Annotated in this window: 18 protein-coding genes; 15 read left to right on the top strand and 3 right to left on the bottom strand. The window is 30.9% G+C overall.

Going from position 1 to position 21,785, the window contains the following annotated elements; translation table 11 throughout:
• Positions 1-382: 382 nt before the first annotated feature.
• Positions 383-598: a hypothetical protein gene (locus HYG85_RS07320; protein ID WP_212692926.1), complete on the top strand. Its 216-nt coding sequence runs from the start codon at positions 383-385 to the stop codon at positions 596-598.
• Entirely contained in the window at positions 588-782 is a 195-nt protein-coding gene (locus HYG85_RS07315) for a helix-turn-helix transcriptional regulator (protein ID WP_212692925.1), read from the top strand. The genes HYG85_RS07320 and HYG85_RS07315 overlap by 11 nt, the downstream gene beginning before the upstream one ends.
• Positions 783-1,281: 499 nt before the next feature.
• Here the strand turns inward: HYG85_RS07315 and HYG85_RS07310 are convergent, their stop codons facing one another.
• Both HYG85_RS07310 and HYG85_RS07305 read right to left on the bottom strand, forming a co-directional pair.
• Entirely contained in the window at positions 1,282-2,064 is a 783-nt protein-coding gene (locus tag HYG85_RS07310; RefSeq protein WP_212692924.1) for a class I SAM-dependent methyltransferase, read from the bottom strand.
• Positions 2,065-2,474: 410 nt separating this feature from the next.
• Complete coding sequence (locus tag HYG85_RS07305; protein WP_212692923.1) at positions 2,475-3,851, bottom strand: reverse transcriptase domain-containing protein; 1,377 nt, start codon at positions 3,849-3,851, stop codon at positions 2,475-2,477.
• Between the two features lie 233 nt (positions 3,852-4,084).
• On the opposite strand from HYG85_RS07305, the gene HYG85_RS07300 reads away from it, so the two are divergent.
• Positions 4,085-4,699, top strand: coding sequence for a hypothetical protein (locus HYG85_RS07300; RefSeq protein ID WP_212692922.1), 615 nt, complete (start codon positions 4,085-4,087; stop codon positions 4,697-4,699).
• Between the two features lie 2 nt (positions 4,700-4,701).
• Positions 4,702-5,286 carry an SLATT domain-containing protein gene (locus HYG85_RS07295; protein WP_212692921.1) on the top strand — a complete coding sequence of 195 codons (585 nt, stop codon included), beginning with the start codon at positions 4,702-4,704 and terminating at the stop codon, positions 5,284-5,286.
• Between the two features lie 617 nt (positions 5,287-5,903).
• Here HYG85_RS07295 and HYG85_RS07290 read toward each other — a convergent pair.
• A complete protein-coding gene (locus HYG85_RS07290) occupies positions 5,904-7,049 on the bottom strand; it encodes an ROK family transcriptional regulator (RefSeq protein ID WP_212692920.1) in 1,146 nt (381 codons plus the stop codon).
• A 257-nt stretch (positions 7,050-7,306) separates the two neighbouring features.
• Between HYG85_RS07290 and HYG85_RS07285 the strand changes: the two genes are divergently transcribed.
• From HYG85_RS07285 to HYG85_RS07235, 11 genes are all read left to right on the top strand, one after another.
• Positions 7,307-8,098 carry a hypothetical protein gene (locus tag HYG85_RS07285; RefSeq protein WP_212692919.1) on the top strand — a complete coding sequence of 264 codons (792 nt, stop codon included), beginning with the start codon at positions 7,307-7,309 and terminating at the stop codon, positions 8,096-8,098.
• Positions 8,086-9,570 carry a sodium:solute symporter family protein gene (locus HYG85_RS07280; RefSeq protein WP_212692918.1) on the top strand — a complete coding sequence of 495 codons (1,485 nt, stop codon included), beginning with the start codon at positions 8,086-8,088 and terminating at the stop codon, positions 9,568-9,570. Before HYG85_RS07285 ends, HYG85_RS07280 begins: the two co-directional genes overlap by 13 nt.
• Before the next feature lie 69 nt (positions 9,571-9,639).
• Complete coding sequence (locus tag HYG85_RS07275) at positions 9,640-10,866, top strand: AGE family epimerase/isomerase (RefSeq protein WP_212692917.1); 1,227 nt, start codon at positions 9,640-9,642, stop codon at positions 10,864-10,866.
• Between the two features lie 2 nt (positions 10,867-10,868).
• Positions 10,869-12,125 carry a neutral/alkaline non-lysosomal ceramidase N-terminal domain-containing protein gene (locus HYG85_RS07270; RefSeq protein ID WP_212692916.1) on the top strand — a complete coding sequence of 419 codons (1,257 nt, stop codon included), beginning with the start codon at positions 10,869-10,871 and terminating at the stop codon, positions 12,123-12,125.
• A 3-nt stretch (positions 12,126-12,128) separates the two neighbouring features.
• Entirely contained in the window at positions 12,129-12,881 is a 753-nt protein-coding gene (locus HYG85_RS07265) for a sugar isomerase domain-containing protein (RefSeq protein ID WP_212692915.1), read from the top strand.
• Complete coding sequence (nagA, locus tag HYG85_RS07260) at positions 12,882-14,066, top strand: N-acetylglucosamine-6-phosphate deacetylase (RefSeq protein ID WP_212692914.1); 1,185 nt, start codon at positions 12,882-12,884, stop codon at positions 14,064-14,066.
• Between the two features lie 14 nt (positions 14,067-14,080).
• Entirely contained in the window at positions 14,081-14,833 is a 753-nt protein-coding gene (locus tag HYG85_RS07255; protein ID WP_212692913.1) for a 6-phosphogluconolactonase, read from the top strand.
• A 351-nt stretch (positions 14,834-15,184) separates the two neighbouring features.
• Positions 15,185-15,376: an elgicin/penisin family lantibiotic gene (locus HYG85_RS07250; protein WP_193774429.1), complete on the top strand. Its 192-nt coding sequence runs from the start codon at positions 15,185-15,187 to the stop codon at positions 15,374-15,376.
• An 83-nt stretch (positions 15,377-15,459) separates the two neighbouring features.
• Positions 15,460-18,603 carry a lantibiotic dehydratase gene (locus HYG85_RS07245; RefSeq protein WP_212692912.1) on the top strand — a complete coding sequence of 1,048 codons (3,144 nt, stop codon included), beginning with the start codon at positions 15,460-15,462 and terminating at the stop codon, positions 18,601-18,603.
• Positions 18,604-18,608: 5 nt separating this feature from the next.
• On the top strand, positions 18,609-20,471 hold the full coding sequence (locus HYG85_RS07240; protein ID WP_212692911.1) for an ABC transporter ATP-binding protein: 1,863 nt from the start codon (positions 18,609-18,611) through the stop codon (positions 20,469-20,471).
• Positions 20,446-21,783 carry a lanthionine synthetase C family protein gene (locus HYG85_RS07235; RefSeq protein WP_212692910.1) on the top strand — a complete coding sequence of 446 codons (1,338 nt, stop codon included), beginning with the start codon at positions 20,446-20,448 and terminating at the stop codon, positions 21,781-21,783. Before HYG85_RS07240 ends, HYG85_RS07235 begins: the two co-directional genes overlap by 26 nt.
• Positions 21,784-21,785 lie beyond the last annotated feature (2 nt).

Genomic DNA, 21,785 nt, shown 5'->3' with positions numbered 1-21,785 from the left:
GCCCAAGGTAATATAAAAGATCCATTAAGCTTGAATTTATATGCATACTGTCATAACAATTCTAAGTATCACATATACCCAATGATTAGGACGCTATTTTTGCTTTTATGTCTTAAGTACTTCTAAGATTATTAATCTTTGAAATCATCATTTATAAAAGTTATGAGTTAAACCAAACTATAGATTATTCATATAGTACATACAATAAAATGTAAAAAGTATTTGACATTTTCCTTAAGTTAGTGTTAAAATCAAAATGTAAAAAGTCTTTTACATTTTAGAGGTGTTTTTATGAAAATATTTTTGGGTACTTTATTATGTTCTATAGCAATTTTAGCAGTAGGTAAGTTACTTATTATAATTTAAATAGGGAAGTGATTTTATGAGAAAAATGGATGAAATGGAGATAAGTATTAGCTTGAAGGCAATAAAATGGGCTTGGGCGTATACATGTTTATTTTTGGCAATGTGGGTTATCTATAATTACATTCAGACAAGAACATTTGGATTAGCATTTTTTCTTTTGATAACACAAAATCTTGTTTTAATTGCAATTCAGTCTTTTTTTAAATGGAAACTCGTAAAAGATGAAAAATAATATAAGAGAATTACGAAAAAAACTTGGAGTTAGGCAGGAAGATATAGCAATTGCTCTTGGAGTTACAAGGCAAACTATCAATGCGATTGAAAATGAAAAGTATAACCCTACGCTGGAATTAGCCATGAAACTTGCTAAACTACTAAACACTACAGTGGAACAATTATTTATTCTTAAGAGTTAAAAAGAAAGACGACTTATAATGAGGTCGTCTTTTTTTTACGATTTTGTCATAACTGATTGTCCCATATTTGCTACGCACTTTCTTTATAATTGTCTTTATACTGTATTAATTATATCATGTATTTTTCTATATTTGCACAAATTATTCCATATAACTACACATAAAAAGAGAGTCTCTTAGCTCCCGCGTAAACTCGAATACTATCCCTACCTTATTAGATATCGTTGAGAAGTGGTATAATTGTTTGCATATTATTATACTTGTTTAGGAGCCGCATTTATGTGAGCGTTTTTTTAAAAGATTAATATACATTCTTACTTTATAATTTATTTGTCTTTCTATGTATTTAAAGTAATTTACCGTTATATCTGTATGTGACCTATAAGAGAAGTAAGTGACATATAAAGCCAAATACATTTATATCCACTAACTCTTAATCTATAATATATTAAATACAATAGTTAAATTTGTTAATTTGGAAAATATTCATAATAGAATGTTAAGGTTTTCTTGCAAGCTCCAAATCAATGGTATCAAAAATCGTAATTAACCCACCTAATTCATCTATCGCTTTCTTAATTTCAGCAAAAAATTCTTTTCGTTTCTCTTCTTGAATTGCAATATGGTCGGAGTAAGTTCCTAAAAGTGAAATATACTCATCTGAAGTAAAGGTTCTTGTCCTATAATACATCTTATAATCAATATCAATAAATCCATATTTTTTAGCAATATCAGCACGATTTTTTGCGTTATCTTCACTATATTCCTTTTCGCCTAATGTCCTAGGCATATAAACATCATATACTTTTTTTAGAGCTTCATGCATCTCAGGTATACTTTTGTCTTTATAAGGGTGATTGGCAAATCTTGCAAATACGCCTCCGCTTTTTAGCAGATTAAATGCCTTTCTATAACCTATTTCTTCAGGTATCCAGTGGAAAGCTGAGGCGGAATAAATTAAATCAAGTGAATTATCTTCACACGTAAAATCCTCAAATTTAGCATTTACAACGTCAAATTTTCTATAACAGTTGAATTTCTGCTTTGCATATAGTGATAATTCATCACCAAATTCTACTGCAGTTAAGAAGCAGCCTGTTTCAAGAATGGGAAGTGTAGCTTGTCCTGTTCCGATTCCTATTTCAACTACTTTACTTGATGAGTTTATTTCTTTATACGCAAAGATATCATCATATAACTCATCCACATAAGTAGGACGCCATTTGTCATATTCCTTGTAAACTGTGTTAAAAGTCCATTCAAGTCCTTTGATAATCGGCATAGTGTACCCTCCTTTTTAATCATAATTTCTATATGCTCTATAATAAATAAATAATTCCCGCTATAATATAGTTTATCTAATTGGTAAATTTCTTACATTTTTTTGCACGTAAACTAATTACTTCGTATGTATTTTTTATAATTATTAACTGGAACATATTTTTTGGCAATTAATAAATAATAACAGATATTTTTTGAAATTACAATTAACGTTAGGATTTGAAATATGTTCGTTTCCAAAGATATAAGAGGATTAAATATATCTTCTAACTGAGGTCTAGCTCTTAAAAAGGTACATTATATATAATTGAAAATGGAGAAATAGTTCAAGGAAGGAATGAGGGACAGTTCAACTGTCCCTTTTATTTTATTACTTACATTAGACTTAACTGGTAGAAATTACTATAAGTATTAACCATAAATACCTTGGAGATCTTGTTCCAATTCTCTAATTGATTTAAAAATGAACTTGTCAAATTCATAGTTAATTTGATTATGTGACCAAGTGTCAATTTTACGCTTGCATACACTAGATAGAATATTACATTTCTTTTCTATACTGTAGTTATCAATGTTTGGGATATATTTGGAATTTGTTAGTGAAGAGTTATTATGTTTAATCTCGTAGTAAGTCTTTGAAAATTTTTTCCCTATATATTTATTATTCCCACTAAGTAAAAACTTTCCGAGCTTAAAGCGTTTTATTAAGTTAACAATTAACCAGTCAAGTTTGTAAAACACTTCATCCTTATCACATAATTTATAATACTTTACCCACCCATATTGAATATTATTTCTTACACATCCAGTTATTTTTAAATTAAGTTTCCACTTTAAATATTCTTTGTTTCCTTTAATATGTTTTTCTTTAGAATTTATATAATCATGAAATATCTTTTCAAGGGATTTTTCGAACTTTTTTATACTCATATCTTTTATACTTATGCAACTATTATAATAGATGCGATATCCTAAAAATTCTATGAATGTATTTTTGAATATCTCATTATATGTACATTTCTTAGCATTAATCTTTAATGCATAAGTACGATTATTTGTTAGCTCATTTATCATCTTTTGTCTAATTGCTTTACTTTTATTTTTATGGCAAAAAACTATTATGTCATCTACATATCTAAAATAGGAGTATTGTGTGTGATTATAGTGTTTATCATCAAAATCCATAAGATATATGTTGGCTAAAAGATTGGATATTGATACACCTTGGGGGATGCCGATATCATTAATAAGGTCAAACTCTTTTTTTGAAGATGCTTCAATATTAACAGTTTGAGTTGTAATAGCTAAATCAATAATATTATGTAACTTATTACTTTTAGTATTATTTCTTAATTTATGCATCAAAATATTATGATTAATCATACCATAAAAATTACTTATGTCTAGTGTAAAGCAATAATCATAATTTTTAATATCAATAGCTATTTTTTTTATTATATTACTAACCGAGTCATTTCTGATAATATTTTTATACGTATCATCTAGTATTTGTCGTATAATATTCAATACTATTTTATCACGAATTGTTGGAATAGATATAATACGAGGTTTATTGTACTCATCTTTAATTGCTAGTATTTGCTTGTATTTAGTGAATTTATATGAATTATTGTTTATTTTTCTATATATTATATCAAAATAGGCTTGCTTATTTTTCTCAAACTTTCTTCTAGATATTCTATCTATACCTGTGGTTAGCCTACCTTTTTTTATTTCTTCATATGATTTATTTATATTCTTTTTTGTGAAATATGTATTAAAATTCATTTTAAATACCTCGATCTAAAGAAGTATGGGAAAGTAGGTGTAATAAACACTATATATAATACTTTATAATTAATACAAAGGCTCTAAAACTATAGAAATATAAAATTGTATGTACATTTATTCGTCTTAGACAAACTCTTCTTTTTGAAGAACTTTCCCATTTGTAAATTTTACCATAAATCTTTTAAAATATAAAGTAATATTGTATAATTATCTAAGGAGGTAGAACGATTATGAATTTAAAAAAATGTGCAAAATGCGGTCAATACAAACATATATCTGATTTTCATAAAAATAAACGTAATAAAGATGGTCTCCATTCATATTGTAAACAATGTAATGCACAAAAAGCAAAAAGTTATAATAAAACAGAAAAAGGACTACAAAATGTTAAAAAAGCCCAAATGAAACAATATGAAAGTGGATATTTTAAATTTGGAAAGGGAGCCATAAGTAATATGTCAAATAGTGCACAGAAAAGAGGTATAACATTTAATCTAGATGAAAAAACTTTGGCGAATTGGTGGAAAAATAATGGTGATACTTGTTATTACTGTGGTATTAATAAAATTACATATAACAAGATAAGAGAGTATATTATAAACTATACAGGTAATGATTGGGAAATATATAGATTTAAGAAGTTCTTTTCTAAGGGTAATCAGGCACAGATATCTGATTTTACCATTGATAGAGTTGATAATAGTGTAGGATACCAGATAGATAATATAGTAAAATCATGTTGGTTTTGTAATAGTCTTAAGTCAGATTTCTTTAATGAAAAAGAAATGAAAACTATAGGTAAATTAGTAATTTCCAATATACTTACCAAGATAAAGGAAGGTTAATTATGGATAAAAATATATATGATGATTTGGAAAATAGAATATATTTAACAAGAGCTGCAAGAATCTGTGCAGCAGAAAGATGTAAATCATGGAGTCATTTTCTGAATGTGTTAACCATTTGGTACTCCATAAGTATAATAGTGTTTTCAATATTAAATATGATAAATACTACAAAGCCTGAATACATATCAGTATCTCTATTAGCTTTTTCAGTTATTGCTTTTGGTGTACCAGTTATTTCAAATAAATTAAATTATGAAGAACGTTTTAAAAAACATAAGCATTGCTATATAATATTATATAATTTATATCTAGAATTAGCATATAAACAAAACAAAACCCCTCAAGTATTAAATGATATACAAAAAAGATATATTGAACTATTACAACAATATGAAAATCATAATAATTTTGATTATATTAAATCCATATGGAATAACAAACAGCAAAAGATAAAATTATGTAGCAAAATTAAATTCGTACTGTATAGTGGGTTTGTTATTGTAATAAAAGGAATCTTACTTGTTCTTCCAATAGTTATTCCTTGTATTTTTGAGATTATTATGAGTGCATTAAAAATCATTTAGTTCTATATCAAGAATATAAAAACAACGTTTATTTAAAGTAATAATGAACAAAAAGGGACAGTTGAACTGTCCTCATGTCAAGGGTAAAGAGATAAAAAAGATTCATCCGCAAAGCATCAAAACCAACTTCATAGGACATTATAAATGAATTAATATATATATACTGGTAAATTTACCAATAATAATAAATCAATGTGTTTTAAACAGCTAGCTAATTGAAAACACGTTGGTTTTTCTATTGAGTTATTCAGCTTATAAATCCAATTTGACTTATTGTTTCTTCCAGTTAATAAAAGGTAGGAGAAATATTAGGATATGCTAATTTTGACTGATATCTCTAAGTTAATCATTATTACTACTAATACTTAGAGTATTTCTGAAATGTCACTACTTCCATATAAAGTATGACCTTTAATGTATGAAATTTTCAACCAACACAATTATTATACCACCAATTCCTTGGGTTATTTCTACATTTTGAAACATATATATAACCTACATTTTTTAAGAAATAACTTAATTAAAATGGAGTATATATAAGATATATTATCTTATTATATCTTATATTAAAAACGTGGTAAATATTTCTTAACCACTAACACAACCACAATAAACTATCACTTATTACCATTCTTAATATAAAATTCTATATCAAAAAAATCCCTAAGAAGTAAATAAGCACCTCCTATTGCTCCAGATCTATTATTAGAAAAAATAATCAAACGTTCATAATCAGATACTTTTGAATTCAACTTCTGTTTGAAAATCTCTATAAAATTAGGAATGGAATCAATAATTTCACTTGATAAAATCATATATTTAGGATTGAAAATATTTATAACATTATTGGTTGCAATGGCAAGATATTTATAAAAATCATTTACCACCTCAAGTACGTCAATATCATTTTGACTATACAAATATTTAAAATCATTTATGGTTATAGCCTTATTCTTTTTAGTAGACAATCTTTTCAAAATTTCAATAGTACTAATATAACTCTCAAGACATCCCTTATTACCACATGGACATGGAATACCATCTGGTTCAACAATAATATGTCCGATTTCACCAGCGTAACCATGATAACCTAAATATATCTGATTATCTTCCACAATCCCTAGACCAACTCCAGTTCCCATTGTAATCAAAGTTAGGTCACTATTGTCTAAATGAACACTATTATAATAGGCACGAGCATTAGCTTCGTTGTTCAGATTTATTAGACAAGAGTAATGTTTTGATAAATCTTCTAAAAGATTCCTGGATCGCCAAGAGTCATAATCAAAATACTTTATCACATTATCTTTTGATACGGTACCTCTAAAATTTATAGATATTCCTATTATGGGTTGCTCTTTTGGCATTTCCTTGATTAATGAATTAATTGTTTCTAATATTATATTAAAAGAAGAAGAATATTCTTTGTTTGTTTCAGAACAAGTATCGGAGATCATATTAACATGTAGATCAAGAAGAGTACCACTTATGTATGTGGGAGTAATCTCCAAGCTAATGATATATCCTCCATTTCTATTAATGTCATATAAAATGGCTTTTCTGCCTCCAGTTGATGCTGCGATACTGGATTCTGCGATTAAGTTCTTTTTAAGCAATTCCTCTGAAATCGAAGAAACAGTTGCTTTAGATATATTTAATTTTGCAGCTATATCAGTTCGTGATATAGGACCATATTGCAAAAGAGTTTTTATTACTTTTCGTCTATATAAAGGTCGGAGTGTTCGATTTGATAAGCCTTTCATTAATTCACCTCTTACTGTAAAAATATAGAATACACCTACTATTATAAGAAAAAAAACATTTTTAAGCAAATCAAATAATGGATATTTATAAAAAAACTTAATTCAGGTATTGAATTAAGTTGAAATATAGTGTATTATGATAATATAATTATTTTTCTTAAAGGTTATACATATTGTTGGATATAGATATTGATAGTTAACTTATAAACACTTTGTTCAAGTGTTGTATAAAGTCAAATATTGAAAGGTTGATTATGATGAACAAGCATAGTGTATTATATCTTATCATCTTAATACCATTTATCATTAGTGCAGCTATCTTATCATTTTTATTAAGAGAGCAAAATATAATTTATATTTTTATGACAATACTATTTGTTGTAGTTGGCATAGTTTTAGTATTGAAGTTTAGTAATATGCCAATGAAATTAAAGAAATATGAATTAGGAAAAGAAATAGAGATTTCCCAATTAGGTATTAATGATAAAAATATAAAAGTTTATCAATCAAAGACACTTGATGAAGTTGATTTTATGATTCATCCAAAAGATGTTGTTCTGAATATATTTGATAAAAATACTTATATTGTCATAAGTCAAGCATTTTATGCAAATAATAAAAAGTCAATAATAGAGATGCTTATTAGATCTGAGGTTAAAAGAGTCAGAGAAAATTATTATTTGAAATCAATGATGATTTTGTTATGGCCTACATTTATTGTAGTAAATTTGTTTTTGTTATCTATTCATATAAATATTGAATTGGTACATATTGTTAGTTCTAACTTGAAAATGTGGTTAATACCTACAATGATTGTGCTTTCTGTCATTGGCAATATTAAGTGGTTTAATAACTATGTATCAAGGGTTGAAGAAAAATTAGATAACGAATTACTATCAATGTATTCCTATTCTGAGGTTACCGATTATATTGATGTTACTGAAAAATATATAGGAGGTGTAAACGAGGATAAAGTCGGTATCTATGAAGGTGTAGTTAGAGCACGAAAAAAAAATCTTGAAAAGGGGAAAAACATATGCAAACTTTAGATTATGTAGCAGTAATAGGTTTCTTTGTGGTCATGCTAGGAATTGGATTCTACTCGCTTAAAAGTGTTAAAAACTCAGAAGATTTCTTTGTTGGGGGAGGTAAAATACCATGGTGGTTATCAGGTATTTCTCATCATGTATCAGGTTATAGTGGGGTAGTATTTGTAGCTTATGCAGGAGTAGCATACCAATATGGATTGTCCTTATATTTTTGGTGGGGTGTAAATATAGCTCTTGCTGTAATTATTGGTTCCAAATTATTCATACCTCGTTGGCCAAAACTAAGACGTGCATTAGGGATTCAATCACCAACTGAATATCTAAAACTCCGTTATAATAAAGCATCACAGCTAATTATTGCAATTGCTGGAGTTATAGTAAAATTATTTGATGTAGGTGCAAAATGGGCAGCCATGGGTCTTTTATTAAATGGTTTCACAGGGCTTCCTGTATGGACAGGCATTATCATATCAAGTGTTGTATCACTTATTTATATTGCAGTAGGTGGCTTGATTGCTGACTTGTGGACTGACTTTGCACAATTTGTTGTTCAAATTGTTGCGGGACTTGTATTGTTTGTTTCAACTATTATACATTTAGGTGGAATTGATTCAATATTCAATATTTGGAAACAGTTGCCCGCAGAGAATTCAAGAATGTTTGTCGAAGGTACAGGTTCGTATTCATTCGTATGGTCAATACTATTCTTTTTCGTTATTCTATTAAGTTATAGTGGTGGTACTTGGAATCTAGCAACCCGTTTTATTTCTGTAAAAGATGATGTAGCTGCTAAAAAAGCAGGACGTCTATCAGCAATATTATACTTAATATGGCCGTTGATCCTATTCTTCCCAATGTGGGCTGGACCAGTAATAATGCCGGGGTTAGAAGATCCTGCTGCACAGTTATATCCAGGATTGACTAAGATGTTCCTACCTCAAGGGCTTGTTGGATTAGTACTTGCTTCAATGTTTGCTAATACACTTTCAATGTGTACTTCAGATGCAAATACTATTTCAGCGGTTCTTACTAGAGACATATTACCAGAAATAAGTGATAAGTTTAAAAACTTAACAGGTAAAAGATCATTATACTATGCACGTATTACTACCATTGCATTTACAGCTTTAACTATCATTTTTGCTCTTTATAGAGATGTCTTTGGAGATGTAATTGGACTTGTACTCAAGTGGTTCGCTGCTCTACTTGGACCAACTGCGATTCCGTTGTTACTTGGTTTGATGCCACAATTCAAAAAAGCAGATGGAAAGGCAGCAGTCAGCTCAATAATTGGGGGATTGGCAGTATTTGCGTTTACTAACTTAGGATTAGTAACTATTCATCCAACTATTAACTTGATTGCACCATTAGCAGTATCCTTTATCATATATTGCTTGTTTGCATTTGTCATCAACAAAGACAAAGAAGTTAAACCAGAAGTTGAAGAACTTATGAAATCTCTATCCGAGTAATCATAATATATATTAGTGAATATGAGAAGGAACAATTCTCATATTCATTAATTTCAAGGTGGTGTTAATATGAGAGAAACAGGTTATTATAAAGAACAGATAGAAAAAGATTTTTGGCCATATTGGGAGAAATATATAGATACTACTTACGGTGGTGTATTGAATTGCATAAATAATTATGGTGACAAAATAATTAATGAAAAAAAGTATTCATGGTCTCAAGGAAGATTTTTATGGATATTAAGTTCACTTTATGAACTATCAATAAAAGGTATATTGGATATTGACAAAAATAGATTGAAAAATTATATGGATGGAAATTTAAGATTCATTCTTGATAATTGTCTCCTTGAGGATTATAGTACTGTATTCTTACTAGAAAGAGATGGTACAAGAATAAAAGATAAAAAAACAGGTAGATATGATACAAGCATATACTCAGACTGTTTTATCATTATTGGAATCTGTAAATATGTTCAAAATATAGAGGATGAATCTTTAGTTAAAACAATATTGAATATCTTGAATAACACAACTAATAAGATATCAAGTAAACACTTCTATACAGAACCATATCCTATTCCAGAAGGATATGAAACTCATGCTGTTAACATGATAATGGTGAATACATTATATGAAGTGATACAAACACTTGATAAATATAGTATGAAGTATGATAAATATGTGGAGCAGGCTAATAATATGATAAATACTATATTGTATAAGTTGTGTGAAGATGGATTGATAAGAGAATTTGTATATAAAAAGGGGTCAAAGAATAAGAGACTGTTAGATCGTCATGTTACTCCAGGTCATGCCCTTGAAAGTATGTGGTTCATTATTGAATATCTTGAAAAATATCAGGATATCAGGAAACACATAGATACAATTGGAGATATTTCAATAAAATCATTTGATATAGGATGGGATGAAGAATTCGGAGGACTCTTAAGATTTGTAGATAGAGAGGGAGGAGTTCCCAAAGGAGAATCACAGGAAACTTCATTCGAGAATCTGATAATGGATACACATGATATGAAAATATGGTGGCCCCAATCAGAAGCATTAGTCATATTCCATAAATTATATCAATTAACTGGAAATGAAAAATATCTCGAAAGATATAATAAGATTAAGGATTATGTATTTAGAATTTTTCCAAATGAAGAAATTGGAGAATGGATTCAAATCAGACTTAGAGATGGGTCTCCACTAGAAAAAGTTGTAGCTTTGCCTGTAAAAGACCCATTTCATATTATGAGAGCCTTCATTAAGATTATTGAGAGTGAGGAATGATAATGCAGTTAGGGGTATCAAAAATTAGTATTACACCGTCAAAAAAAATAAGACTTGCAGGTTATGCAAATCGTCTTGAGCCGTTTATTGATGTTATACATGATATTTATACAGTAGTTTATTACTTTAGGACAAGCGATGAAGATAAAGTAATTATTTATGGTGATTTGCTTTGGTGGGGCAGTGACTTCATAGATACAATGAATAAGCGAATAAGTCAAAGATTTAATCTAAGTTATGAAAATATAGTTTTTACTGCATCACATAATCACTCAGGACCAGGTACAAGTGAAAATTTTACAGAATTATTGGAAGAAGTAGACAGTGAATATTTGATGGAATTACAAGAAAAAGTGTTAACTGCTATTAATGAATCCCAAAAAAATATGCAGGAAGTAAACTTAAAGAAAGCGGAATATTGTCTTGATATCAATGTATATAGAAGAGTAGATATTGATAATGAAATCAAGATGATGCCTAATCTTGAAGTGAAAGTAGATAAAACAGTTACGTTGTTAAAATTCGTGAACCAAGAAGATAACCCAGTTGGTTTTATTGTACATTATCCTTGTCATGCTAATGTTGCTAATATTAATTATATAAATGGTGATTACCCAGGAGTATTGATGAAATTACTAGATAATCATTACAATACAACAAGCATGTTCCTGCAAGGGTGTACAGGAGATATTCGACCAAAGATTATAGTAGGAAATGAATTTTTCTCAGGAGATATTGAAAGGGTTGAGCAGTTAGCCAATCAGTTCTATGACTCAATTATTACTCAAGAAGAAAGACTGAAATATGAAAACCTTGAATTAGATGAATTAACTATAAAAAAACATATGTTAAATCTTAACATAAATCCATACTTGAATGACCGAGAACTAGAAAAAGAGCTTACTAGTGAAGATGAGCTGAAACGTCAATGGTCAAAAGCTATTATTAAGAAGAAAAACAGAAATTATGAAACGCTAGTTATTACAGAAATCTGTTTTGGTAAAGAACTTACGATTCTTGGATATAATGGAGAAATGTCTGGAGAGTATTCAAGGTTTGCCAAGAAAATTACTGACAAAGACGTATTATCCATAGGTTATACCAATGGAATGATAGGCTATATTCCGACTTCAATACAATTGAAAGAAGGTGGATATGAACCAGAAGGTTCAACTTGGTACTTTGCTTTGAGTGGTCAGCTAGAATGTAAAAATGAGGAAGAAATAAAGGTAGAAATAAGAAAAATATTGGAGGATTGAGTTATGAGTGTAATGAATCAATATCATGAACATGTTTTTGGAATTATCAATCGTATTCATAATGAGGAAAAAGACAGAATTTTAAAAGTTGCTCAGGTTATAGCAGAACACATAAAAAAAGATAAGTTAGTCTATGTTTGGGGACCTGGTGGACATTCTAACCTAGCTACAATGGAGATTTTCTTTCGAGCTGGGGGATTAATGCATATTAATGCTATATTGGATGGGGGAACCATGCTTAATCATGGGGCACTTCGTTCAATGCAAATCGAAAGACTGCCTGGTTATGGAAAAGTTGTCATCAATGATTATGGAATAGGAGAAGGAGACTTAGTAATTATAGTTAATGCATATGGAATTAATGCTGCAACAATTGAGGCAGCGTTAGAATCCAAAGAAAATGGTGCTACGACAATAGGTATCTGTTCATTTGAGCATGCTGAAAGTACACCACAAGATCATATTGCTCGTCATCCATCAAAGAAGAATCTCCATGAAATAGTTGATTATGCTATTGATAGTAAAATACAAGTTGGAGATGCAGTAATAAAATTAGATAATTTCGAACAAAAGATAGGTGCATTAAGTACCTTTGCAAATGCATATGTGATGAATTGTATAGTGATTGAAGCAATTGACATGTTAGTGAAACAAGGAATCAAACCTCCAGTATGGATGAGTGGAAATGCTGATGGCGGAGATGAATGGAATAATCAATTCCTTGGAAAATTCAAAGATAAAATTAAGGTGTTGTAGATGAAAACAATATTAATAAAAAATGGGAATATAATAGAAAAAGACGGTATTAAAAAAGGTTCTGTACTAATTAAAGATAAAAAAATTGAACAAATATTTTATACAGAAGATTTCAATTGTAATTATGACATGGTAATAGATGCAAAAGAACAATATATATCTCCTGGATTCATAGATATACATACCCACGGTGGTGGAGGGCATGATTTTATGGATAACACTGAAGAAGCTATATATAAGGCTGTTTATGCACATATGGTACATGGAACAACTAGCATTGTTCCAACTACCTTGACCAATACTAAAGAGAACCTAAACACTTTCATGAACATCTTTAATAACATTGATCTAAACAAAAAAGGTTATCCAAATATTCTTGGATTACATCTTGAAGGTCCTTATTTTTCTTATGGACAACGTGGAGCTCAAGATCCAAGATATCTAAGGAATCCAGAACCAGAAGAGTATAATAAGATTCTTTCATTAACTGATCGAATCATTAGATGGTCTTTAGCACCAGAGCTTGAAGGAGCACTTGAATTTGCACAAGTATTAAAAGAAAAGAAAATCAATTGTTCTATAGCTCATACTGAGGCAACATGTGAAGAGGTTAAGAAGGCTTATGAAAATGGGTATATATGTCTTGTTCATTTCTATAGTGGTATGAATAGTGTTATTAGGAAAAATGCATATAGAGTAGCAGGAGCTGTCGAAGCAGGTTATTTACTTGATGATATCTATGTAGAAGTTATTGCTGACGGAAGCCATTTACCTAAAGAACTATTAGAATTAATATACAAGATCAAGAGAAAAGATAGAATATGTTTAGTAACAGATTCAATGAGAGCCGCAGGAATGCCTGATGGTTTATATACCTTAGGCGGTAAAGATTCAGGATATGAAGTAGTTGTAGAAGATAATGTGGCAAAATTGACAGATCGAAGTGCTTTTGCTGGAAGTGTAGCAACCTCAGATATTCTTCTGAAAACAATGTATTATAACACAAGTGCATCATTGGACGAAGTAGTAAACATGTTGACAATAAATCCTGCAACATTACTAAATATTGAAGATCAAAAAGGTTCAATAGAAATAGGTAAAGATGCTGATATTATTATTTTTGATGATAAGCAAGAAATTTCGTTAGTGATGGTTATGGGAGATATAAATATAAATAAAATATAACGAGGGAGACAATAATGAAATTTCAAAAAGATAAACTAGTGGTTGAAGTCTACGGAAATAGAGAGTTAATGGGAAAAGCCGCAGGGAAAGATATTGCTGATTCAATCAAAAACCTACTAAAAAAACAAGAAGAGGTTAACATTATTTTTGCTGCTGCTCCATCCCAAACAGACGTATTCAAGTATCTAAAAGAAGCAGATGATGTAGATTGGAGAAGAGTAAATGCAATGCATATGGATGAATATCATACCTTGAATAATAACCATAGTGCAAAGTTCGCTAATTTTCTAGAGCGAGAATTATTTTCCAACATCAATTTGAAAAATATATATTATCTAAAAGAACGAGATGAAACAAAAGAAGAAATAATTGCTAAATATCAAAAAATACTAAAAAACAATAAAATAGATATAGTTATTTGTGGAGCAGGAGAAAATGGACATATCGCTTTTAATGACCCACATGTAGCCAATTTCCAGGATAAAGAATTGATAAAAGAGATTACACTTGATGAAGCATGCCGTATTCAACAAGTGAATGATGGATGCTTTTCCTCACTGGATGAAGTACCAAAACAAGCTATAACATTGACTATTCCAGCATTAATGAGTGCTAATCAAATATTTTGCATAGTCCCTGGAAAACTGAAGCATCAAGCAATCAATAAATTGCTTAAGGGAGAAATTACAGAAGAGGTTCCAGTATCAATTATTAGAACTCATAATCAAGCAAAACTATATTTAGATCAAGATTCTTATATAGGATAAATTTAAATTAAAACATGTAATTAGTATTAAATTATTATATGTATCCCTGTCTATCTGGCAGGGATATTTTTATTGCCTTACATTAACTGCAAAATTCAAAAAATTAGCTATATATAAAAATCATACCTGAAATTAACCAATAATATTTATAAAATCTGACTTTGAAAAAGATAATGGGTTATTTTGTCAAAATAACAAGAAAATAAAAAAAATTAATAATTGACTTTTAATATCATACTATGTATAATATTTGTGCATGCATTTTTAAGGGATAATTACAAGGTGAGTACATAATCTCATTAATCTTGTGTCCTTATGTAAGGAACTTTACAAATGAAAGGGGGATTGACGATGGCAAAAAATCCATTTGATTTAGAAGTTAAAGTTGATAAAATTAATGGTGCAGAATTAGACGGTCTTTATACGTCTACTTGTTACACATCATCTTGTTATACATCTACTTGCTATACATCTACTTGTTATTCATCTGACTGCTATACTGGTCAAAATATGTGTGGATACACTCATACTTCAAGTTGTTAATGTATAGAGTAAAGTAATATTAAACATCAAAAAACATCTTAGTGATGTTTTTTGATGTTTATATGGAATGAAAGGAGATAATAATGAGTAATCAGAGTATATTCAAATGTCTTGATTTTTTTATATTACGAACGCCTATACTATCTACAAATGTATTTGAAAATAAGTTAACATCCTTTAATGCACCTATTTTAGATGAATTATGGGAATTTACACAAGATCCCTTAATCAGAGAAGCAATAGCTGTTTCGAGTATATCACTTCTGGATGCTCTAACTAACCTTTCACCAGATAGTCCATCCCGTAAAAGAGAACAAGTTGCCAGAGCTTTTTTACGTTATTTGATAAGAATGTCTACTAGACCAACACCTTTTGGTTTATTTTCTGGAGTGGCGTATGGAGAGTACGGAGATTATTACAAAGTTGCATTAAGGAGTACTGAGTATCATGAAAAGCGTACTCGTCCTGATATGGACTGGTTATTCAAGATAATAGCACAAATGGAGAATGACCCTAACCTAATCAAGCAACTAATAGTAATGGCAAATACTATGGCTTATAAAGTGGGTAATAGAACATACCTTCCATACTTAACGAATTTAGGTCAGGCTAAGGGGAAAGGCAATGAAATGGAACGTACATCAGTACGGACTACAAGCGCTGTCAAACAAGCCCTTAACTTATCAGAGAAACCTATGACCTACAAAGAATTAGTTAATAAGTTAAATGTTGAATATCCAGATACGCCACGCGAGCAAATAAACCAATTTGTTTATCAGTTATTTAAACAAGAGCTGTTAATTTCCAATTTACGTCCACCTCTAATAGAGGCAAATCCATTAAATTACCTATTACAACGTATAGAAGATATAAAAGGGATAGATAAATTAAAAGCTCAGTTACAAGAAATATCCTTCATGATAGATATGTATGATAGAACCCTATTAGGAGAAGGCGAAGAATTATATCGAAACATAATTAAGAAGATGAAAAAAATAGCCGAAAGTAAAAATTATCTACAGGTTGATCTTAAGATTCAAAAGGATGAAGTAGTCTTACCCATTTCTATTAAAGAAGAAGTGGAAAAAGCAGCAGAAGTACTGTGGAAAATCAGTGATAATGAATACGGATTATCACACTTCTTGGAATACAGAAATGATTTCATAAAAAAATATGGATCATCAAGAGAGGTTCCATTATTAGAGTTATTGGATGAAGAGATAGGATTAGGTTCACCAGCTACATATGAATATCCACCTTCCAAAAGAAACCCAAAGGAAAATAGAACTGAGTTTCAGCAACGGAAGAAGTATTTGTTATCACAATGGTTAACTATGACCTTATTAAAGGGAGAACAAGAAATTGTTCTAGATGATGAGAAAATAGAAGAATTAGCAGGAGAAGAGGTTGACAGCCGCTATGCCCCTCGCTCTTTTGAACTCTTTTTTTCATTGGCTGCTGATTCAAAAGAAAGTGTAGAAGCAGGAGATTATACTCTTATAAGTGGAGCAACAGCCCTTTCCTATGGTGCAGGAAGGTCAATTGGGAGATTTACTGACATTATGGGTTCTGAGTTTCAAGATGAGCTAAAAAAATTTGGGAAATCAGAACAAGAGATGTGTTCAGATGGAATATTAGCCGAATTGGTTTACTTACCCATAGATGGCAGAGCAGCTAATGTAGTATTAACCTATGATAATCGTAACTACGAGATTGTTATGGGGACAACATCTTCTAAGAAACCAGAGAATATTATTCCTTTATCAGATTTGGTGGTTGGCATAGATAAGAGAGGATTCTATCTTAGGTCATTAAAACTTGGTAAAGAGGTTATAACTGTAGTTAATCATATGTTCAATGGATCTAATTCACCTAATGTCTATAGATTCCTTAGAGAATTGTCTATGGAGAGGCAGAGGAATATTGAAAATTTACATTGGGGAGAATTTAATTCATTGCCATTTTTGCCTCGTATAAAATATGGACGTTGTATTTTATCCCCTGCTAGATGGATTATTAATAAGGAAACATTCCCTATTGAAGATAATATGAATAAAGAAGAATGGATAGAAAAATTTGATACATACAAAAAAGAATTGCGACTTCCAAGGTATGTCTACTTGACTCAAACAGATAATAGATTATTGTTGGATTTGAATGAGAGTGAGCATATTGACGAAATACGGAGAGAATTCGCTAAGCTTGGGTTTGGGCAAGGAATTATTTTAACTGAATTGGGGCATGAATTAGGAGCCCTTCCTAAAAGTCAAGAGGGTAGTTATTATACAGAATTTGTTTTTCCAATCATTAGAAATCCTGCAATAAAAAATAGGGAATCAATACCTAAAAGGCAGTATAAACCAATTGACCTTGCTGAACGTTTTAAGCTCCCAGGAAGTGAATGGATGTATGTTAAATGGTATGGAGCCTGGAATCGTATAGAGGAATTTTTGGGAGGTCGATTAAGAGAATTCTGTTATAAAGCAGAGCAGAATGGTTGGATTGGGTCTAGTTTCTATATGAGATATGCTGACCCTGATGGACATATAAGGTTACGTTTTTTTGGTGAACCTAAGAAATTACAAAGTGAGTTTTTACCACAACTCAATATTTTTGCCAATAATTGTTTGAAGGAAGGTATGCTTTCACGTATGGTTATTGATACATATGACCCTGAAATTGAACGATATGGTGGTCGGGAATTAATAAACATCGCAGAGCAGTGGTTTTGCATAGACAGCAAAATTGTAATGGATTGGATAAAATTAAATGAACAAGGTATTTTACCTATAGAAAAAGATTTATTGGCAGTTATAAGTATTATTGATATCATGGAGCAATTTGGATTGACTTTTGAAGAACAACTTGCTTTCTTGGATAAGATTGTTAACTATAAAAATTATCTTGATCTATTTAGGTCAAAGAGGTCACTGTATATGAAATTAGGCGATACAAGAGATGGATTTGCAGAGCTTAGGAGACATGAAGCAGGACAATTCTTATTACCAGCATTGCAGGCAAGAAGTAATACATTGAATTATTATGGAGAACAATTATCTAAGAAAGAGCTTAGTGGAGATTATTATGTTAAATCCATTGATGCAATGCATAGTATAATCCATCTTCATATAAACAGATTATACGGTATTGATAGAGGTGATGAAACGAGAGTACTTACTTTGGTACGTCATACGCTACACAATTTAGTATACATTCGCAGGAGGTGAACATAATGGCGGTAGATAGAGAGGATTCAAGTGTAATGTCTATAGCTAATATATTAAAATCGTTTAGGTATTGGCCTCGTATCATGGGGCTGTTATGGGCTACAGATGCAAAAAGTTTGATTGCAATAATGATTTTGAATCTATTTCATGGTATTTCACCAATCATTGTTTTGATATTGACCAAAGACTTGATTAACTCCATTACTTATTCATGGACCGAAGGCTTTAATGTAATCCTTAAGGCATTTGCCATACTAGTTGCATTTACACTGTTAAGTCAGTTGCTGAATCTGATTCAGAGTTATATAGAGAGCTTATTCAAAGTCCTTTTGATGAATAGAATAAATAAGCTAATAATGGAAAAATCAGTATCATTATCATTGAAGGATTTTGAGAACTCGGAAGTTCAAGATGCTTTGAAGCTTGCTCAAAATGAAGCAGGTCATCGTCCATATCAGATTATGCAGCAGATGATGTCATTAATAAGCGGTATTGTAACACTTATCTCTGCGGCAGGAATGCTGATAATTTTCAGATGGTGGATGGCTTTTATATTGCTTATTATACCATTTACATCATTTTATTCTTTTCTTCGTATAGGACAGCAAGAGTTTCTAGTACAGTATAATCGTATACCTAAGATGAGGAAGGCGTGGTATTATTCTTATCTAATGACAAACGATAAGAACTTCAAAGAAGTGAAACTGTATCAACTAGGGAAATATCTTCAAAGATGTTACAATGGTCTATTCAAAAGCTTCTATAAAGAAGATAAGAAAATTGCCAAAAAAAGGTTGAGTACAGGAATTATATTTCAAGTTATTAACGTTATTGCTAACGTATTAATGATGGTAGTTGTACTTAGGTCTGCATTTCTTAGGGAGATAGAAATCGGAACTGTAGTGGCATTGACTCAGACTATAACTATGACACAGAGTAACTCACAAGCACTTATATCTGGGATACTTTCATTATGTCAACATAACCTTTTTCTAAAACAGCTATTTATATTCTTGGACTTGAAAGTCAGTAAGAATGATAAAGGTAAACGTACTGATATAATGGAAATTGAGACCGTTGAGTTTAAAAATGTATCTTTCATGTATCCAGATACTAATAGATATGCTCTTAATAATGTAAGTTTCAAGTTGAAGCGTGGAGAAACAATGGCAATCGTTGGACGAAACGGTTCAGGTAAAACTACACTCATGAAGATATTAACTGGATTATATGATGATTTCAAAGGTGACATCCTTATTAATGGAATATCCATACGTTCATTTAATCAAGAAGCATTACGCAATCATATGGCTGTAGTTTGTCAGGACTTTGTTCAGTATGAACTTAATATGAGGCACAACATAGGATTTGGTAATGTCAATAGACTTGAACGTGATGACGAATTGTTAGAATCAGCAAGAAGAGCTGGAATAGATGATTTGGTAGATCAGTTACCACATGGATTGGATACCCAGATTGGAAGGTTGTTCGATCAGGGTAGTCAATTATCTGGAGGACAATGGCAGAGGGTTGCGATTGCCCGTGCATTTATGCGTAAGGCTGATTTGTATATACTTGATGAACCTAGTTCCATGTTAGACCCAGAATCTGAACTCCAAGTGTTTGAGAAATTCAGAGAACTGATTCACCAGCATATAGGTATATTCATTTCACATCGATATACCTCAATAAAGTATGCAGACCATATAATCATGATGGATCAGGGAGAGGTTGTTGAACAAGGAAGCCATATTGAATTGATGAAAAAAGACAGTATGTATGCTTATCTATATAAAATGCAGCTATCTGCATATAGTGATAATGATAAGGAGGAAGTACAATATGAAATGGTCTCAGGTGACAGATGAAGAAATTCGTAATAAGATACAACGGATTGTTGATGATGGAGCACATAGATTAGTTAATCCAGAGCAGATTCAAAAGGATATGCTTGAATTAATTAACATACGTAAAGAATCTGGAAAAGATTACATACCTTGGTCACCTATTGATTTAGCTAGAGGGTATAGTGGTTTTTGTGTGATGTTTGGAGCTTTGGATAGGGCGTATCCCCAAGGGGGATGGGATAGTATTGGACATCCCTACTTACAAAAGATACAGAGAGTAATCATGAAAGAGGGGATCAGAGAATTTAGTCTTTGGACTGGTATTGGTGGTGTAATAATAGCAGCAAGAGCATTATCACGAGATGGAACCAGATATGAGACCTTCATAAAAGAATTGAATTCATTTTTCATAAAGTCATTTCCTAGTATGATGCAGTATATGGAATCAAGACTAAAACAAGGTATTTCTCTAAAAGAGTTTGATGTTATTCAAGGGTTGAGCGGTATTGGGCGCTATGTACTTTGTTTCATAGAGGAAAAAGAGATGAGACTGGCAATGGAACAGATTCTTGAATATCTGGTGAAGTTATGTGCAGATAAAGAGCATAAAGGATTAGTTGTACCTGGCTGGTATGTATCGTCTGATAGATGTACTGGATATGATAGTAAAGAATATCCCAATGGTCACTTCAACTGTGGAATGTCACATGGTATACCTGGTGTTCTTGCTTTGATGTCCATAGCTTTGATGAAGGGAGTAGAAGTATCTGGTCAGCGTGAAGCTATACATAAGATTGCTAACTGGATTATAAAGTGGAAAGAAAATGATGAATATGGACCACTTTGGCCAGCTAGAATCTCATGGGAAGAGAATAAGAAAGGTAAATCAAGAAATGTTGTTCCAAGAGAAGCTTGGTGCTATGGAGGTCCTGGAATTGCACGTGCACTTTGGTTAAGCGGCATTGCAGTTAACAACGAAGAATGGAAGAGTGTGGCACTAGAAACATTCAGAGGGACTGCCATGAGACCAAAGAGTAAATGGAATATAGAATCTGATACATTTTGTCACGGGAGAGCAGGATTACTTCAAATGGTACAGAGAATGTACTCTGAAAGTGGAGATAAAATTATTGGAGAATTACGGGATAAGTTATTAGAACAAGTACTGAATTTATGGAATCCAGAAGAGCTTTATGGATATCAGGAAAAAGAATCTTCAGATAAGCAGGATATAGCTGGATTACTAGATGGAGCAGCTGGAGTATTTACAGTATTAATAGGATTGATACAGGAACAGGATACAGATTGGGATTTAATATTTTTGATAAGGTGATA

It is taken from the genome of Vallitalea guaymasensis (genome assembly GCF_018141425.1).
GTDB classification, from domain to species: Bacteria; Bacillota; Clostridia; order Lachnospirales; family Vallitaleaceae; genus Vallitalea; species Vallitalea guaymasensis.
The sequence above is the reverse complement of the archived record's forward strand: the minus strand, read 5'-3'. Positions and strand labels throughout refer to the sequence as shown.

Bases quoted from the DNA above. Each gene is read 5' to 3' on its own strand.
- HYG85_RS07320 (WP_212692926.1), top strand. From the start codon at position 383: ATGAGAAAAATGGATGAAATGGAGATAAGTATTAGCTTGAAGGCAATA.
- HYG85_RS07315 (WP_212692925.1), top strand. From the start codon at position 588: ATGAAAAATAATATAAGAGAATTACGAAAAAAACTTGGAGTTAGGCAG.
- HYG85_RS07310 (WP_212692924.1), bottom strand. From the start codon at position 2,064: ATGCCGATTATCAAAGGACTTGAATGGACTTTTAACACAGTTTACAAG.
- HYG85_RS07305 (WP_212692923.1), bottom strand. From the start codon at position 3,851: ATGAATTTTAATACATATTTCACAAAAAAGAATATAAATAAATCATAT.
- HYG85_RS07300 (WP_212692922.1), top strand. From the start codon at position 4,085: ATGAATTTAAAAAAATGTGCAAAATGCGGTCAATACAAACATATATCT.
- HYG85_RS07295 (WP_212692921.1), top strand. From the start codon at position 4,702: ATGGATAAAAATATATATGATGATTTGGAAAATAGAATATATTTAACA.
- HYG85_RS07290 (WP_212692920.1), bottom strand. From the start codon at position 7,049: ATGAAAGGCTTATCAAATCGAACACTCCGACCTTTATATAGACGAAAA.
- HYG85_RS07285 (WP_212692919.1), top strand. From the start codon at position 7,307: ATGAACAAGCATAGTGTATTATATCTTATCATCTTAATACCATTTATC.
- HYG85_RS07280 (WP_212692918.1), top strand. From the start codon at position 8,086: ATGCAAACTTTAGATTATGTAGCAGTAATAGGTTTCTTTGTGGTCATG.
- HYG85_RS07275 (WP_212692917.1), top strand. From the start codon at position 9,640: ATGAGAGAAACAGGTTATTATAAAGAACAGATAGAAAAAGATTTTTGG.
- HYG85_RS07270 (WP_212692916.1), top strand. From the start codon at position 10,869: ATGCAGTTAGGGGTATCAAAAATTAGTATTACACCGTCAAAAAAAATA.
- HYG85_RS07265 (WP_212692915.1), top strand. From the start codon at position 12,129: ATGAGTGTAATGAATCAATATCATGAACATGTTTTTGGAATTATCAAT.
- nagA (WP_212692914.1), top strand. From the start codon at position 12,882: ATGAAAACAATATTAATAAAAAATGGGAATATAATAGAAAAAGACGGT.
- HYG85_RS07255 (WP_212692913.1), top strand. From the start codon at position 14,081: ATGAAATTTCAAAAAGATAAACTAGTGGTTGAAGTCTACGGAAATAGA.
- HYG85_RS07250 (WP_193774429.1), top strand. From the start codon at position 15,185: ATGGCAAAAAATCCATTTGATTTAGAAGTTAAAGTTGATAAAATTAAT.
- HYG85_RS07245 (WP_212692912.1), top strand. From the start codon at position 15,460: ATGAGTAATCAGAGTATATTCAAATGTCTTGATTTTTTTATATTACGA.
- HYG85_RS07240 (WP_212692911.1), top strand. From the start codon at position 18,609: ATGGCGGTAGATAGAGAGGATTCAAGTGTAATGTCTATAGCTAATATA.
- HYG85_RS07235 (WP_212692910.1), top strand. From the start codon at position 20,446: ATGAAATGGTCTCAGGTGACAGATGAAGAAATTCGTAATAAGATACAA.